The 14,910-nt window shown below is 65.5% G+C and carries 14 protein-coding genes; 6 read left to right on the forward strand and 8 right to left on the reverse strand.

Going from position 1 to position 14,910, the window contains the following annotated elements; translation table 11 throughout:
• The first annotated feature begins 21 nt into the window (after positions 1–21).
• Positions 22–825, forward strand: a complete 804-nt coding sequence (locus ACQR1L_RS11460; protein WP_434858056.1) for a HesA/MoeB/ThiF family protein — start codon at positions 22–24, stop codon at positions 823–825.
• Between the two features lie 203 nt (positions 826–1,028).
• On the opposite strand, the gene ACQR1L_RS11465 is transcribed toward ACQR1L_RS11460, so the two are convergent.
• Positions 1,029–2,030, reverse strand: a complete 1,002-nt coding sequence (locus tag ACQR1L_RS11465; protein WP_434858057.1) for a 2-hydroxyacid dehydrogenase — start codon at positions 2,028–2,030, stop codon at positions 1,029–1,031.
• A 344-nt stretch (positions 2,031–2,374) separates the two neighbouring features.
• On the opposite strand from ACQR1L_RS11465, the gene ACQR1L_RS11470 reads away from it, so the two are divergent.
• Positions 2,375–2,923, forward strand: a complete 549-nt coding sequence (locus tag ACQR1L_RS11470) for an SH3 domain-containing protein (protein WP_434858058.1) — start codon at positions 2,375–2,377, stop codon at positions 2,921–2,923.
• Between the two features lie 99 nt (positions 2,924–3,022).
• Here the strand turns inward: ACQR1L_RS11470 and irrA are convergent, their stop codons facing one another.
• Complete coding sequence (gene irrA / locus ACQR1L_RS11475) at positions 3,023–3,496, reverse strand: iron response transcriptional regulator IrrA (protein WP_434858294.1); 474 nt, start codon at positions 3,494–3,496, stop codon at positions 3,023–3,025.
• Positions 3,497–3,945: 449 nt separating this feature from the next.
• Between irrA and fabA the strand changes: the two genes are divergently transcribed.
• The 4 genes from fabA (at position 3,946) to ACQR1L_RS11495 (ending at position 8,933) form a co-directional block, all read left to right on the forward strand.
• Positions 3,946–4,467: a 3-hydroxyacyl-[acyl-carrier-protein] dehydratase FabA gene (gene fabA / locus ACQR1L_RS11480; RefSeq protein ID WP_434858059.1), complete on the forward strand. Its 522-nt coding sequence runs from the start codon at positions 3,946–3,948 to the stop codon at positions 4,465–4,467.
• A gap of 76 nt (positions 4,468–4,543) precedes the next feature.
• Positions 4,544–5,767 carry a beta-ketoacyl-ACP synthase I gene (gene fabB, locus ACQR1L_RS11485; protein WP_434858060.1) on the forward strand — a complete coding sequence of 408 codons (1,224 nt, stop codon included), beginning with the start codon at positions 4,544–4,546 and terminating at the stop codon, positions 5,765–5,767.
• 150 nt (positions 5,768–5,917) lie between these two features.
• Positions 5,918–6,718, forward strand: coding sequence for an enoyl-ACP reductase FabI (gene fabI, locus ACQR1L_RS11490; RefSeq protein WP_434858061.1), 801 nt, complete (start codon positions 5,918–5,920; stop codon positions 6,716–6,718).
• A 232-nt stretch (positions 6,719–6,950) separates the two neighbouring features.
• Positions 6,951–8,933, forward strand: coding sequence for an autotransporter outer membrane beta-barrel domain-containing protein (locus ACQR1L_RS11495; protein ID WP_434858062.1), 1,983 nt, complete (start codon positions 6,951–6,953; stop codon positions 8,931–8,933).
• A 39-nt stretch (positions 8,934–8,972) separates the two neighbouring features.
• Here ACQR1L_RS11495 and ACQR1L_RS11500 read toward each other — a convergent pair whose 3' ends face one another.
• From ACQR1L_RS11500 to rbfA, 6 genes are all read right to left on the reverse strand, one after another.
• On the reverse strand, positions 8,973–9,788 hold the full coding sequence (locus ACQR1L_RS11500; RefSeq protein ID WP_434858063.1) for a hypothetical protein: 816 nt from the start codon (positions 9,786–9,788) through the stop codon (positions 8,973–8,975).
• Between the two features lie 150 nt (positions 9,789–9,938).
• Positions 9,939–10,388, reverse strand: a complete 450-nt coding sequence (locus tag ACQR1L_RS11505; protein WP_434858064.1) for a GNAT family N-acetyltransferase — start codon at positions 10,386–10,388, stop codon at positions 9,939–9,941.
• A gap of 207 nt (positions 10,389–10,595) precedes the next feature.
• Positions 10,596–12,752 carry a polyribonucleotide nucleotidyltransferase gene (gene pnp, locus ACQR1L_RS11510; RefSeq protein WP_434858065.1) on the reverse strand — a complete coding sequence of 719 codons (2,157 nt, stop codon included), beginning with the start codon at positions 12,750–12,752 and terminating at the stop codon, positions 10,596–10,598.
• A 363-nt stretch (positions 12,753–13,115) separates the two neighbouring features.
• Complete coding sequence (rpsO, locus tag ACQR1L_RS11515) at positions 13,116–13,385, reverse strand: 30S ribosomal protein S15 (RefSeq protein WP_006608909.1); 270 nt, start codon at positions 13,383–13,385, stop codon at positions 13,116–13,118.
• 2 nt (positions 13,386–13,387) lie between these two features.
• Positions 13,388–14,485 (reverse strand): tRNA pseudouridine(55) synthase TruB, encoded by a 1,098-nt coding sequence (gene truB, locus ACQR1L_RS11520; RefSeq protein ID WP_434858066.1) that lies wholly within the window; start codon positions 14,483–14,485, stop codon positions 13,388–13,390.
• Positions 14,485–14,904 (reverse strand): 30S ribosome-binding factor RbfA, encoded by a 420-nt coding sequence (rbfA, locus tag ACQR1L_RS11525; RefSeq protein ID WP_434858067.1) that lies wholly within the window; start codon positions 14,902–14,904, stop codon positions 14,485–14,487. The genes truB and rbfA overlap by 1 nt, the downstream gene beginning before the upstream one ends.
• Between the last annotated feature and the right edge of the window lie 6 nt (positions 14,905–14,910).

A 14,910-nucleotide genomic window follows, 5' to 3' on the forward strand; every position in this document is an offset into this window, starting at 1 on the left:
AGCGGGAGGACGTGCGTAACGATGCTGAGCGATGAGGAAGTGGAGCGCTATGCCCGCCATATCGTGCTGCGCGATGTCGGCGGTCCCGGTCAGGCGGCGCTGAAGCGCGCCGCGGTGCTGGTGATCGGCGCGGGCGGGCTGGGCGCGCCGGCGCTGATGTATCTCGCCGCCGCCGGCGTCGGCACGATTGGCGTGGTCGATGACGACGTGGTGTCGCTGTCGAACCTGCAGCGCCAGGTCATCCATGCGACGCCGGATATCGGCCGTCCCAAGGTCGACAGTGCGGCCGAGCGGATCAACGCACTCAATCCGCATGTGAGCGTCGTCGCGCACCGGACCTGGCTCAACGCCGACAACGCGCTCGACCTGATCGGTGGCTACGATCTCGTGCTCGACGGCTCCGACAATTTCGATACCCGCTATCTGGCCTCCGATGCCTGCTTTCTCGCGCAGAAGCCCCTGATCACCGGTGCGCTCGGCACCTTCGATGCGTCGCTGACCACGATCCGCGCGCATGAGCGCAATGACCAGGGCGCGTTCAATCCGACCTATCGCTGCCTGTTCCCGGAGCCGCCGCCGCCCGGCACGGTCCCCGCTTGCGCCGAGGCCGGCGTCATGGGCGCGCTCGCCGGCATGCTCGGCTCGATGATGGCGCTGGAGGCGATCCGCGAGATCGTCGGCTTCGGCGAGGGATTGGTGGGGCGGCTGTTGATGCTGGATGCGCGCACCATGCGCTTCGAGACGCTGCGCTATGGCCGCGATCCCGCGAACCCGCTGAATGGGGATGGGCCCGTGATCGCGGATTTGAGTGCACATCGGAAGTGAAGTGCCGCGCGCGCCAAGAGGCGCGCCACACACTCCGCCGTCGTCCCGGACAAGCCCGCCGACGCAACGCGTCGGTGGGCGCCGATCCGGGACCTATCCTCCGCGGCGGTCGTGATGAGTAGAAGGCCAATGACCAGCGTGCCTCAAACTGCACCCTGGGGGTATGGGTCCCGGCGTTCGCCGGGACGACATTGCCACCGGGCCTACAGCATGCTCGGCAGCACGCGGTCCGGCGGGCGGTGGTTGTCGAGGAAGGTCTTGATGTTGATGATGACCTTCTCGCCCATCTCGACGCGGCCCTCGATCGTGGCCGAGCCCATATGCGGCAGCAAGGTCACCTTGCCGGCCTTGGCGAGCCGCACGAGACGCGGGTTGACGGCGGGCTCATGCTCGAACACGTCGAGCCCGGCGCCGGCGATCTCGCCGGCTTCGACCAGCCGCGTCAGCGTCTCCTCGTCGATCACCTCGCCGCGCGCGGTGTTGACGATATAGGCGTCCTTGCGGATCAGCTTGAGACGGCGCGCCGACAACAGATGGAACGTCGCCGGCGTGTGCGGACAGTTCACCGAGATGATGTCCATCCGCGCCAGCATCTGGTCGAGGCTCTCCCAATAGGTGGCGCCGAGCTCGTCGGCGATGACCGGGGCGACCGGGCGGCGGTTGTGATAATGGATCTGCAGGCCGAAGGCGCGGGCGCGTCGCGCCACCGCCTGGCCGATGCGGCCCATGCCGATGATGCCCAGGCGCTTGCCGCCGATGCGGTGGCCGAGCATCCAGGTCGGCGACCAGCCCGCCCAGTTCTTGCCCTCGGTGAGGATCGAGGCGCCTTCGATCAGCCGCCGCGGCACGGCGAGGATCAGCGCCATGGTCATGTCGGCGGTGTCCTCGGTGAGAACCTTCGGCGTGTTGGTGACGGTGATGCCGCGCGCGACCGCCGCGGCGACGTCGATGTTGTCGACGCCATTGCCGAAATTGGCGATCAGCCGCAGCTTGCAGTCGGGCTGATTGAGAATGTCGGCGGTGATGTGATCGGTCACGGTCGGAACCAGCACCTCGGCGGTGCGCACGGCGTCGGCGAGCTGCTCCTGGCTCATCGGCTCGTCGTCGAGATTGAGGCGCGCGTCGAACAGCTCGCGCATCCGCGTCTCGACCGAGTCCGGCAGCTTGCGTGTCACCACGACGAGGGGCTTTTTCCTACCTGACATGTGCTGCTCTCATGAGATCCTTCAGACCTCATTAACCGGGTTCGCCGAAACTACCGTCGTCGTCTGAGAAGGCGTGTCCCTGGACTGGTCGTGTCGGATCTCGCAGGTGGGCCGATCCGTCCCTGACAGGGGTTCGCGAGCGATTCTCAGGCGCTTCCTGGCCGCTTGTGTTCGGTCCTGTCTAGCAGAAGGCCGGGCCAAGACAAGAAGCCAACGGCGGGTCAGGAACCTGCGCCGCGGCAAGCCCTCTCTGTGCACGAAGGGGGGCAGCCCGGCGGTTCGATGGGGATCGGGCGAAGGATCATGGACGCGACCACGCGTCGATCCTTGCGAGGGAGAGTGAGTTGAGTTCAGTCGCGTTGGGACGTCTCGGTGCAGCCGCAATTGTCGTCGGCATTTTCTGCGTCAGTCTGCTCCACGGTTCGGTGAGCACCGGCGCCGTGGCCAAGGATTCGGTTCTCACCACGAGCGGCCTGCCTGTGCCGCGTTACGTCAGCTTGAAATCCGACCATGTGAACGTGCGCGCCGGTCCGACCAAGGACAATGACGTGGCCTGGGTCTACACGCGCTCGGGCCTGCCGGTCGAAATCACCGCGGAGTATGAGAACTGGCGGCGCGTGCGCGATTCCGAGGGATCGGAGGGCTGGGTCTATCACTCGCTGCTGTCCGGACGCCGCACCGCGGTCGTGACGATGAAGAACAAGGATGATCTGGCGGCGGTCTATGAGAGCGCGTCAGCGAGCAGCGCCGTGACGGCGCGGCTGCAGGCCGGGGTCATCGCGCAGGTCAAGAAGTGCACCAATGGCTGGTGCCGGGTGCTCGGCAACGGATTCGACGGCTGGATCGAGCAGCAGAGGCTGTGGGGCGTCTACGCGGACGAGCAGGTGAACTGAGGGGTGCAGCGCCGGCCGCCGCATTTCGGTCGGCGTCCAGACACGAAAAGGCCCGCCGGCGAGGGCGGGCCTTTCAAATGACCAATCTATCGTCGCGGCTCAGCGCTTCTTGCGCAGCCGCACCACCATGTCGATGCGCGCGATCTCGTAACCCTCCGGCGCTTCCGGCAGCTTCGACAGCGCCAGATGCTGGTCCGGAATGTCCACCAGCTCGTGATTGTTCTCGAGATAGAAATGGTGGTGCGCGGTGACGTTGGTGTCGAAATAGGTCTTGGTGCCGTCGACACTGACCTGACGCAGCAGGCCGGCGTCGGTCAGCTGGTTCAGCGTGTTGTAGACGGTGGCGAGCGAGACCGGGACCTTGGCCAGAGTCGCTTCTTCGTACAGCATTTCGGCCGTCAGGTGCCGCGCACCCTTGCCGAACAGCAGCCAGCCCAAGGCCATGCGCTGGCGGGTCGGGCGCAGGCCCGCCGATTGCAGCATCTCGTTGACGTCATGCCACGGGCAGCCGTTCAGCGCCGGCTGGCGGCCGCTGCCGAGACCCTCCGGGGTCCCCCGGTCATGGCCACTCATCGAGGCGTTGTTGCTCACATCCACTTCGCGCACCACGAAATTCGCACTCATCCACAACCGATATAGGAAGAAACCCCGTCAGATGCAAGCTTATCGCAACTAACGTATCTAGAACGCCCCTAAACTGCATTTGTGGGGCCGTTCGTTGACCGGCCGCAGTGCCGCGTCGATTTACCCGGATACGCGCATTGACGCCGCAATCCCCTATGTTAGAGAGCGCCCGGACCCCGATTTGCCCTGCCATGGCGCGGTTGGCCGCGAGGGCCATGTCCGTGGATCCGAGCTGCGATGCGCTCGCGATTGGCTGGTCATCCCGTCGGGTGCGATGGTCCAGCCATCGTACCGAGCGGCTGGCTGTCCGGCCAGGGCGCGCGAGGGTCGACGCGCGGAAGCGGTCCACGTCGCGCGGCACCATTTCCACCGGGGATCGTTGAGAAAGGCCATCGAGCATGCTGGATCGACGCAGCGCTTATGAATACGAGGACCTGCTGGCCTGTGGCCGCGGGGAGCTGTTCGGTCCCGGCAACGCGCAGCTGCCGCTGCCGCCGATGCTGATGTTCGATCGCATCGTCGAGATCACCGAGACCGGCGGCGAGTACGGCAAGGGCGTCGTGCGCGCCGAGCTCGACGTCAAGCCGGACCTCTGGTTCTTCGGTTGCCATTTCAAGAACGATCCGGTCATGCCGGGCTGTCTCGGCCTCGACGCGATGTGGCAGATGGTCGGCTTCTTCCTCGGCTGGAGCGGCGGCGAAGGCCGCGGCCGCGCGCTCGGTCTTGGCGACTTGAAATTCTCGGGCCAGGTTCTGCCGACCGCCCGCAAGGTTGTGTACAACGTCGACATCAAGCGCGTGATGCGCTCAAAGCTGGTTCTCGGTATCGCCGACGGGTGGCTTTCGATGGATGGCGAGATTATCTATCGCGCCAAGGACCTGAAGGTCGGTCTGTTCAAGCAGGGCAACGCGCCGTCGTGAACCGTCGGGCGCATGCCGCAGACAGTGAAGCAGGCACGATCACCACAGAACATATGAGCAAGGCGAGGCGGACATCATGAGGCGGGTCGTCATCACGGGCATGGGCATCGTCTCATCGATCGGCAACAACACCCAGGAGGTGTTGGCCAGCCTGTATGAGGCGAAGTCCGGCATCTCCCGCGCCGAGAAATATGCCGAGCTTGGTTTTCGTTCGCAGGTGCAAGGCGCGCCGACGCTGAACCCGGCGGAAGTGGTCGATCGCCGCGCGATGCGTTTCCTCGGCGAGGGCGCGGCGTGGAATCACGTCGCGATGGAGCAGGCGATCCTCGATTCCGGCCTGGAGCCGACCGACGTTTCCAATGTCCGGACCGGCATCATCATGGGGTCGGGCGGGCCGTCGACGCGCACGCTGGTCGAGGCGGCCGATATCACCCGCACCAAGGGCCCGAAGCGGGTCGGTCCTTTCGCAGTGCCGAAGGCGATGTCGTCGACCGCGTCGGCGACGCTCGCGACCTGGTTCAAGATCAAGGGCGTCAACTACTCGATCTCCTCGGCCTGCGCGACCTCCAACCATTGCATCGGCAATGCCTATGAGATGATCCAGTACGGCAAGCAGGACGTGATGTTCGCCGGCGGCTGCGAGGAGCTCGACTGGTCGCTGTCGGTGCTGTTCGACGCGATGGGCGCGATGTCGTCCAAGCACAACGATACGCCCGCCACGGCCTCGCGCCCCTACGATGTGAGCCGCGACGGCTTCGTCATCGCCGGCGGCGCCGGCGTCCTGGTGCTTGAGGAGCTCGAGCGCGCCAAGGCGCGCGGCGCCAAGATCTATGGCGAGATCGTCGGTTATGGCGCGACCTCGGACGGCTACGACATGGTCGCGCCGTCGGGCGAGGGCGCCGAGCGCTGCATGCAGATGGCGCTGTCGACGGTGAAGACGAAGATCGACTACATCAATCCGCACGCAACCTCGACGCCTGCCGGTGATCCGCCGGAGATCGAGGCGATCCGCAAGGTGTTCGGCTCGGGCGAGAAGTGCCCGCCGATCGCGGCGACCAAGGCGCTGACGGGCCACTCGCTCGGCGCCACCGGCGTCCAGGAGGCGATCTATTCGCTGCTGATGATGAAGAACGGCTTCATCTGCGAGAGCGCCAATATCACCGAGCTCGATCCGGTGTTCGCCGACATGCCGATCGTGCGCAAGCGCATCGACAACGCCAAGCTCGGCACGGTGCTGTCGAACTCGTTCGGCTTCGGCGGCACCAACGCGACGCTGGTCTTCAAGCACCTCGACGCCTAGGATTTTCGAACAGGATCGTTCCAACGGCATGATGGCCGGGCAACAGCGCGAGGCAACGTCTTCGCACCGATGTCCGGCCATCGGCTTATTTGGCGGGCGGTCGTTTCAAGCTGCCAGGGCAGGCGCCCGGCATGACGAAGGAGACACATCATGCAGGGTCTGATGGCAGGCAAGCGCGGTCTGGTGATGGGCATCGCCAACGACCATTCGATCGCGTGGGGCATCGCCAAGACGCTCGCCGCGCATGGCGCCGAGATGGCGTTCACCTATCAGGGCGACGCGCTCGGCAAGCGCGTGCGTCCGCTCGCCGATGAGCTTGGCGTCAAGCATGTGCTGCCCTGCGACGTCGAGGACATCGCCAGCGTCGACAGCGTGTTCGCTGCATTGCGCGAGGCTTGGGGCGGGCTGGACTTCATCGTCCACGCCGTCGCCTTTTCCGACAAGAACGAGCTCAAGGGCCGCTACGCCGACACCTCGCGCGAGAACTTCTCGCGTACCATGCTGATCTCCTGCTTCTCGTTCACCGAGATCGCCAAGCGCGCCGCCGAGCTGATGCCGGAGAGCGGCGGCAGCATGATCACCTTGACCTTCGACGGCTCCAACCGCGTGATGCCGAACTACAATGTGATGGGCGTCGCCAAGGCCGCGCTCGAAGCCTCCGTGCGCTATCTCGCCGCCGACTACGGTCGCCGCGCGATCCGCGTCAATGCGATCTCGGCGGGTCCCGTGCGCACGCTCGCCGGTTCCGGCATCGGCGATGCCCGCTTCATGTTCGCGTTCCAGCAGAAGCACTCGCCGCTCGGCCGCGGCGTGACCCTGGAGGAACTCGGCGGCTCGGCGCTCTACCTGCTCTCGGAGCTGTCCGGCGGCGTCACCGGCGAGATCCACTACGTCGATTCCGGCTACAACGTCATCTCGATGCCGCGTCCCGAGGATCTCAAGGGCGAGTAAGCGCCGCCGGTCATCGACGGGACCGCTCCGCCGCCGGATGGTACCGACGGCCGGCAGCGATGCGCCCAATTTTTCCCAGTTGAACGCGCCCGAAGGCTGCGGATAATCGCAGACCATTTGGCACGCCCACGCATTGCTGCCGTGCCGGCAGCACGACTCGCCGCGGGCGTGCTTCGGCTCCGACGCCGGCGCGCGGTGGTCGTGCCGTCAGCCAGGCAAAGTCGTGGGGGCGATGATGCTGCATGCGAGATCCTGCGTCGTCGCTCTGTGCGCGATGACTGCGATGATGTTCGGTGCGGGATGCCCGGTACGGGCGCAGTCGAATGTCTGGGATTCCACGATCTCCAATACGAACTGGTATGTGCCGACAGCGCAGCTGCTGGCTTACATGTCGCCGAAGACGGGTTTCAGCAACCCGATCCCGATCGGCGACCAGACATTGTGGACCTTGGGCACCGCGACCAACGGCGCCTTCACCGGGACCAGCGTCGCGCAGCTCAGGATTGGCCCGGCGCTGTTGACCGACACCTCGACGATCCAGGGCTTCGTGACGACCGCCGGACAGATCACCATGCTGTTCACGCCAGCGGGCGGCGGCGCCGCGACAGTCGGGTTAGGCTACATGCGCTCGGTGAACGGCGTCACCAGCATGGAAATGCAGATGATCACCGGCGACACGCTTCTGGTGACGCATTGGGCCTATATGCTGCCCTACGATCCCGCGACCTTCACGCCACCGCCGTCGGCGCCCGTGCCGGCCAATTCGGTGCCGCAATGGGCGTGGACGGCCGGCACCCCCTGGCGCATCGCGAGCCCGGCGCTGTTCGGCACGCAGGCGCCCGGCCGGTTCGTCATCACCAACTATCAGAACGGCTATTTCTGGGGTGCGGGCGTGGCCCCGGTCGGCAGCGGCGCCGGCGCCTTCACGCTGCTCGGTTCGGTCACGCCCGAAGGCAGCGTGCTGTTCAACACGCTGTCGCGCGGCAATCTGACGAGCCTCTATGGCGCGGCCAGCGGCAACGCCTCCGGCGCGCAGATGGTCGCGTCGACCTATGATCTCACGGGCAGCCTCACCGGAAATTGGGCGACGATGTCGCTGATCCAGCCCTACGGCGAGACGCTGCGGGCCGCCGGCGGTCGCGTCGGCCTCGAAGCGGCTGACGCGCTGTACCGGCTGTCCATGACGCCCGCGGGCTGGAGCGGTTCGATGGTGCCGGGATTCGCCGCGCTCGACGGCCTCAGCGGAGCGTCGCTTGGCAATGCGGTGATGCAGACGTTGCCGGTGCTGACCGGCGCCGCCTCCCAGGCGACCTATGTGACGCAGCGCGAGGTCTGGAAGACGGTGGCCAACCGGCTCGACGGGATCGGCAGCCTGAGCGACGCGGCCGGTCGAAACGTCTGGATGCAGCCGCTCGGCGGCACCGCGCAACAGTCTGCGCGCGATGGCGTCCCGGGCTATCATGGCTCCGGTGGCGGCCTCGCGTTCGGCGCCGACGCCGTGATCTCGCCTCGCGCCCTGATCGGCGGTGTTGCCGCCTATTCGCGCCAGACGATCACGGGAAGCGAAGACGCCGTCCCAAACCGCCTGTCGGTCTCATCCTATCAGCTCGGCCTCTACGGCGCCTACGCCGTCAGCCGCGACGTCGCGTTCGACTATCAGCTCGACGGCGGATACAGCGACAATGGCGAAAGCCGGTCGCTGAGCTTCATGAACGCGACCGCTGCGGGCAGCTATCGGTCCTATACGGGCCATGCCGGTATCGGCGCGAAGACGCGCATTCCGATCCAGGACAAGGTCTGGCTCATCCCCACGCTCCGCATCGACTATGGCATCGTCAGCAGCGACGGTTACCGCGAAAACGGCGCCGGCGGATTCAGCCTCAATGTCGATGCACAACGCTATCAGAACCTCACGACCACCGCCAGGCTGAAGGCGGTCTATCAGATTGCCGAGAAGGTCCGCGTCACCGGAGATCTGGGCGTCGGCTACGATGCATTGAATCAACGGCTGAAGATCGGCGCGGCGTTCTCGGGCGGTGGAGACAGTTTCACGACCAGCGGCCTTGCCCTTTCGCCCTGGATCTACTCGGCCGGCCTGGGTCTGGTCGCCGCCGGCAACGACCGGCTCGATGTCAGTATCCGCTATGGTCTCAGCGCGACGCCGTCAGGACTGGTCCAGCAGTCGGGCTTTGCGACTCTCAAGATCAGGATATGACCGAGACCCGTTCGACGGTCGCCGGCCGATGAGACAGACTCACTCACGCCCGAAATAGGCCGGCAATCGCTGATCGAGGCGGAACTTGAGCATCGAACGCGCCATGTCGCGCAGCACGGTGTTGGTGGCGGCATCCGGCGGCGCAGCGGGAAAGTTGGCGTTGTCTACGTCGCCTGCGTGAGAGGGCGGGCCGACGCCCGACGTCAGTCGCGAGAGGAACGATTTCGAGCTCGTCGCGGGCTCGCGGGCCTCGAACGTCGTCCCGTCATACAGCTGGATGTCCATCATGACGAAGACGTGCGTGTAGCGCCCGAAGCCCTCGCCGCGATTGATGACACCGATTCCTGTCACCTCGTCATTGGTGGAGGGTTCGCTGTCGGTTCGACGGGTGACGACAAGATAGCGGGTGCAGCGCGCCGACTCCGCGAGCTTCCTGACAAGAGGAGCCAGCCTTCCATTCTCGGCTTTGATCGGCGGGGATTGATAGTAGGTGTCGAATGTTCCTTTGGGAACGACGAGACGGCGAACGCCGGCATCACCGGCAACGGCTCTCACCCGCGCAAAGACGAGATCGTCAAATCCCCAGGCTGCCGGGACCTCCGCATAGTCATTGGTCATCCGGGTGAGGCCGTTCTTCTGCACCGTAAAGCTGTCGCCCAGCGCAGCGATCACGCCTGTGTCGCAAGGGCCGCTGTCGACAGCCGCCGGCGGTTTCGGCGTCGCCGTTTTGCCGGCCGGCTTCTTCGCGGCAGCCGACGGTTTGGTCGCGGGAGCAGGTGCGGGTGGGACCTGAGCCAACGAGGGCTGAATGAGAGTGAAGGCGAGGAGGGCGACGGCGAGGCGACGAATCAGCATGAGCAATGCGGACAATTGTACGGTTCGAGAACGGCGGAGGCCGTCGGGAACCCGAGCCTAGTTCTCCCGGAACCGCCCGCGCAATGCCTTTCAGGCCACACGCGCAAGCGCGCGGTGATGCGCGCAACGCGATCAGGCTCGGGTCAGGCTTCAGCTCTTCCAGCGATAATACTTCATCATCCGGCCGTGCACGGGATCGACTTCCGTTTTCTCCAGCACGAAGCCTTCGCGCTCGTACCAGCGCCATGCCTTCTCGTTGCCCTCGGCGCAGCGCAGCCAGATCTCGTCTGGCAGGATCTCCCGTGTGAACGCAAGCAGGCGACGACCGAGCGAGCGGCCCTGATAGGACGGCGAAATCATCAGCTGGTCGAGATAGAGCCGCTCGACCTGGATCGCGAGCATCGCTGCGAGCGTGCCGCCGTCGTCGGCGACATAGAGGCTCCAGCCGCCGGCCACCTCGCGCGGCACGCGCTGCTTCAGCAGGCCGAGCAACGTCTCGCTCGGATGATCCAGCCCGGTCGAGCACCAGCTCTCCATCCAGAGGCTCGCGATCGCGTCATACTCGTCAGGGCGGGCCGCACGGATCATGAGCTCGGACATGGACTGTGACCTCCGGCAAGGCGATAGAGGCAACCTACGCGCTCTCATCCCTCATTGCGAGGAGCGAAGCGACGAAGCAATCCAGAGCGCCGGGAAGCGGCCATGGATTGCTTCGCTGACACCCGCAATGACGCGGCTCGACCGCGTTTCATAACAAAAAGGGCGGCCCGAGAGCCGCCCTTCGTCACTCATCGATGACTTGCCAGCTTACTCGCCGGCGGCTTCGCGCGCCTCGGCCGGAGCGTCCTTCTGCTTGGCCTCGAGGTCCTCGCCGGTGGTCTGGTCGACGACCTTCATCGACAGCCGGGTCTTGCCGCGGTCGTCGAAGCCGAGCAGCTTGACCTTGACCTTGTCGCCTTCCTTGACGACGTCGGTGGTCTTCTGCACGCGCTTGTCGGCGAGCTGCGAGATGTGCACGAGGCCGTCGCGGGTACCGAAGAAGTTCACGAAGGCGCCGAACTCCATCACCTTGACGACGGTGCCGTCATAGATCTGGCCGACCTCCGGATCGGAGGCGATCGACTTGATCCACTTGATGGCGGCCTTCATGGCCTCGCCGTCGCTGGAGGCGACCTTCACGGTGCCGTCGTCCTCGATGTTGACCTTGGCGCCGGTCTTCTCGACGATCTCGCGGATCACCTTGCCGCCGGTGCCGATCACTTCGCGGATCTTGTCGGTCGGGATCTTGAAGGTCTCGATGCGCGGCGCGTATTCGCCGAGCTCGGCGCGCGCGTTGGTCAGCGCCTTGGACATCTCACCCAGGATGTGGATGCGGCCCTCGCGCGCCTGGCCGAGCGCCACGCGCATGATCTCCTCGGTGATGCCCTCGATCTTGATGTCCATCTGCAGCGAGGTGATGCCGCTCTCGGTGCCCGCGACCTTGAAGTCCATGTCGCCGAGATGGTCCTCGTCGCCGAGGATGTCGGACAGCACGGCGAAGCGGGAGCCTTCCAGGATCAGGCCCATCGCGATGCCCGCGGTCGGCCGCTTCAGCGGCACGCCGGCATCCATCAGCGCCAGCGACGAGCCGCAGACGGTGGCCATCGACGACGAGCCGTTCGACTCGGTCACCTCCGACACGACGCGCGTCGTGTAGGGGAACTCGTGGTGCGGCGGCAGCACCGGGTGGATCGCGCGCCAGGCGAGCTTGCCGTGGCCGATCTCGCGGCGCTTGGTGCCGCCGAGGCGGCCGGTCTCACCGACCGAGTAGGGAGGGAAGTTGTAGTGCAGCAGGAACGTCTCTTTGTACGTTCCCGACAGCGCGTCGATGTACTGCTCGTCCTCGCCGGTGCCGAGCGTGGTCACGACCAGCGCCTGGGTCTCGCCGCGGGTGAACAGCGCCGAGCCGTGGGCGCGGGGCAGAACGCCGACCTCGCAGACGATGTTACGCACGGTCTTGGCGTCGCGGCCGTCGATGCGCTTGCCGGTGTCCAGGATGTTCCAGCGAACGATCTTGGCCTCGAGCTCCTTGAACACGGCGGCGACACGGAGCTTGTCGTATTTCGGCTCCTGGCCTTCCGGGAAGAAGTAGGCCATCACCTTTTCCTTGACGGCGCCGACCGCAGCGTAGCGCTGCTGCTTGATCGGAATCGCGTAGGCGGTGCGCAGGTCCTGCTCGGCGATGCCGAGCATCTCCTTCTCGATCGCGCTGTTGTCGATGATCGCGACGTCGCGCGGATCCTTGGCGGCCTTCTCGGCGAGCTCGATGATCGCGTTGATGACCGGCTGGAAGTGGCGGTGACCGAACATCACCGCGCCGAGCATGATGTCCTCGTTGAGCTCCTTGGCCTCCGATTCCACCATCAGCACGGCGTCCGAGGTGCCGGCGACGACCAGGTCGAGCTGGGTGTCGGCCATCTCGTCGAGGGTCGGATTGAGGATGTATTCGTCATTGGCGAAGCCGACGCGGGCGGCGCCGATCGGGCCCTTGAACGGAACGCCCGACAAGGTCAGCGCAGCGGACGCGGCGACCAGCGCCACGATGTCCGGATCGTTCTCCATGTCGTGCGACAGCACGGTCACGATGACCTGGGTCTCGTTGCGCCAGGCGTCGACGAACAGCGGGCGGATCGGGCGGTCGATCAGGCGGGAGACCAGCGTCTCCTTTTCGGTCGGACGGCCCTCGCGCTTGAAATAGCCGCCGGGGATGCGGCCCGCGGCGTAGGCCTTCTCCTGATAGTCGACGGTCAGCGGCAGGAAGTCGACGCCGTCGCGCGGCGCCTTGGCGGCGACCACGGTGGCGAGCACGACGGTCTCGCCGTAGCTGGCGACGACGGCGCCGTCGGCTTGGCGGGCGATCTTGCCGGTTTCAAGCTTGAGCGGACGTCCACCCCAGTCGATCTCGACGGAATGCTTGGTAAACATGGGTATCTTCTTTCATGAGATGATCGAAGGCAGACCCCCCAGAAACAAAAAAACCATGCGCAAGATGGCAGGGCGCTGGATTGCGATCAGCGCCCTGCGATCCTGCCATGGTTTTTTCATCTCGGATGGCGTCCATCCTTCTCGTGAGTAACGGGCACCTTGCCCGTCACGCCCAGCGGCCGGATTGCTGCTGAGCGTACTACATGGTCCGGGCAGGGCGGGCTTGGAAGCGTATCCGCTTCTTTCCGATGTCTGGCCAGACCGCATGATCCCGGACTCGTGAGCGCCGCAACGGGACGGCGCTCTCGGGATCATGCCGACAACACGCGCAAACCTTCGCGCGCGCTCAGTCCAAGTCGAAGCTCAACGACGGATGTTGTGCTTCTCGAGCAGCGCCTTGTAGCGCGCCTCGTCGTTCTTCTTCAGGTAGTCCAGCAGCGAACGGCGGGTCGACACCAGCTTCAGGAGGCCGCGGCGGGAGTGGTTGTCCTTGCCGTGGGTCTTGAAATGGTTGGTCAGGTTGTTGATGCGTTCCGACAGGATCGCAACCTGCACTTCCGGAGAACCGGTATCACCGGCCTTGGTGGCGTTCGCCTTGATGATTTCCGCCTTGCGCTCTGCGGTCACCGACATCGTCAGTCTCTTTCGTTGCGACCGGAGCTGGCAGTCAGTCCGGTCAGGTTGAACACGCGCTTGGGGATGAGTTCGCCATTGCCAATTTCGGCAAGCGCCAGAAGGCGGCCTGCGACCGTGACATAGACTGTGCCGCTACTATGGGGCGCATCCCGTCCGCGCAACAAAACGGCCTGGCCCCGATGGAGCCTTGCCGCATCAGCCCGAGTGACGGCCAGTGCCGGGATGTCGTCCAGCGCGGTCTCAACGGGCAAGAGTGCGTCGGCGAGGCTTCCCTCACCGGACGCGGCTCTATTGCACAAAGCCTCCAACTGTTCCAGCGGAATCATGTCGTTCTCGGTAAACGGACCCACCAGGGTCCGCCGGAGCGCGCTGATATGGCCGTAACAGCCGAGGATTCGGCCCATGTCACGGGCCAGCGCCCGGACGTAGGTTCCCTTGCCGCACTCGGCCTCGAACACCGAATGATCGGTGTCGGGCTGGTCGACCAGGGTCAATTCGTGGATCTCGACGGGGCGCGGCTGCAATTCGACCACCTCGCCGTCCCGGGCAAGGTCGTAGGCGCGCTCGCCCTGGATCTTGATCGCGGAATAGCGTGGCGGGGTCTGCTCGATGCGGCCGGTAAATTGCGGCAGCAGGGCGCGGATCGCCGCGACATCCGGGCGGTTGGGGCTGGTCTCGACGACGCGGCCCTCGGTGTCATCGGTATCTCGCTCCTCGCCCCAGGTGACGGTGAAGCGGTAGCGCTTGCGGCCGTCCATCACGAACGGGACGGTCTTGGTGGCTTCGCCGAGTGCGATCGGCAGGCCGCCGGAGGCGAGCGGATCGAGCGTGCCGGCATGGCCGGCCCGCTTGGCCTGGAACAGCCGCTTGGCGACAGCGACGGCCTGCGTCGAGGTCATGCCGATCGGCTTGTCGAGCACCACCCAGCCATGCACGTCGCGCCGGTCGCGGCGCGGCTGGTTGCCGCGTTGCTGCTTGTTGCGCGGATCATTGTTGTCGCGCGGACGCCCGTCGGCGGCGTGATTTTTTTTGACGTTGACGGCGCTCGTGTCGGCGTGAGGCGTATCGACAGTGCCGGTTTCGGGGGGGATGGTCATCAGCTCTCTTCCGAATCCGAATGGAGGTCTCGTTGCACCGCAGGTGTTCGCAGTAATTTCTCGATCCGTTCCGCTTCGTCGAATCGTTCGTCCGCGCGGAAGCGGATGTCAGGTGCAAATTTCAGGTTAACGCGCCGCGCGACCTCGCCGCGCAGGAACTTCTTGTTGCGCTCGAGCGCCGCGAGCACGACATCGGTGTCACGTCCGCCGAGCGGCATGATGTAGATCGTTGCAAGCTTGAGGTCGGGCGACATGCGGACTTCGGGCACCGTAATGATGTGTCCCTCGAGGTCCGGATCGTGCGCGTGACCCTGGCTGAGAATGTCGGCGACAGCGTGACGCACGGTTTCGGCCACGCGCAGCTGACGCTGCGAGCCGCCGGAAGAAGCCGTGCTTCCCCTCTGATGATGACGAGGCATTTTGCA

The sequence above is a fragment of the Bradyrhizobium sp. HKCCYLR20261 genome, from assembly GCF_051168435.1.
Taxonomy (GTDB): domain Bacteria; phylum Pseudomonadota; class Alphaproteobacteria; order Rhizobiales; family Xanthobacteraceae; genus Bradyrhizobium.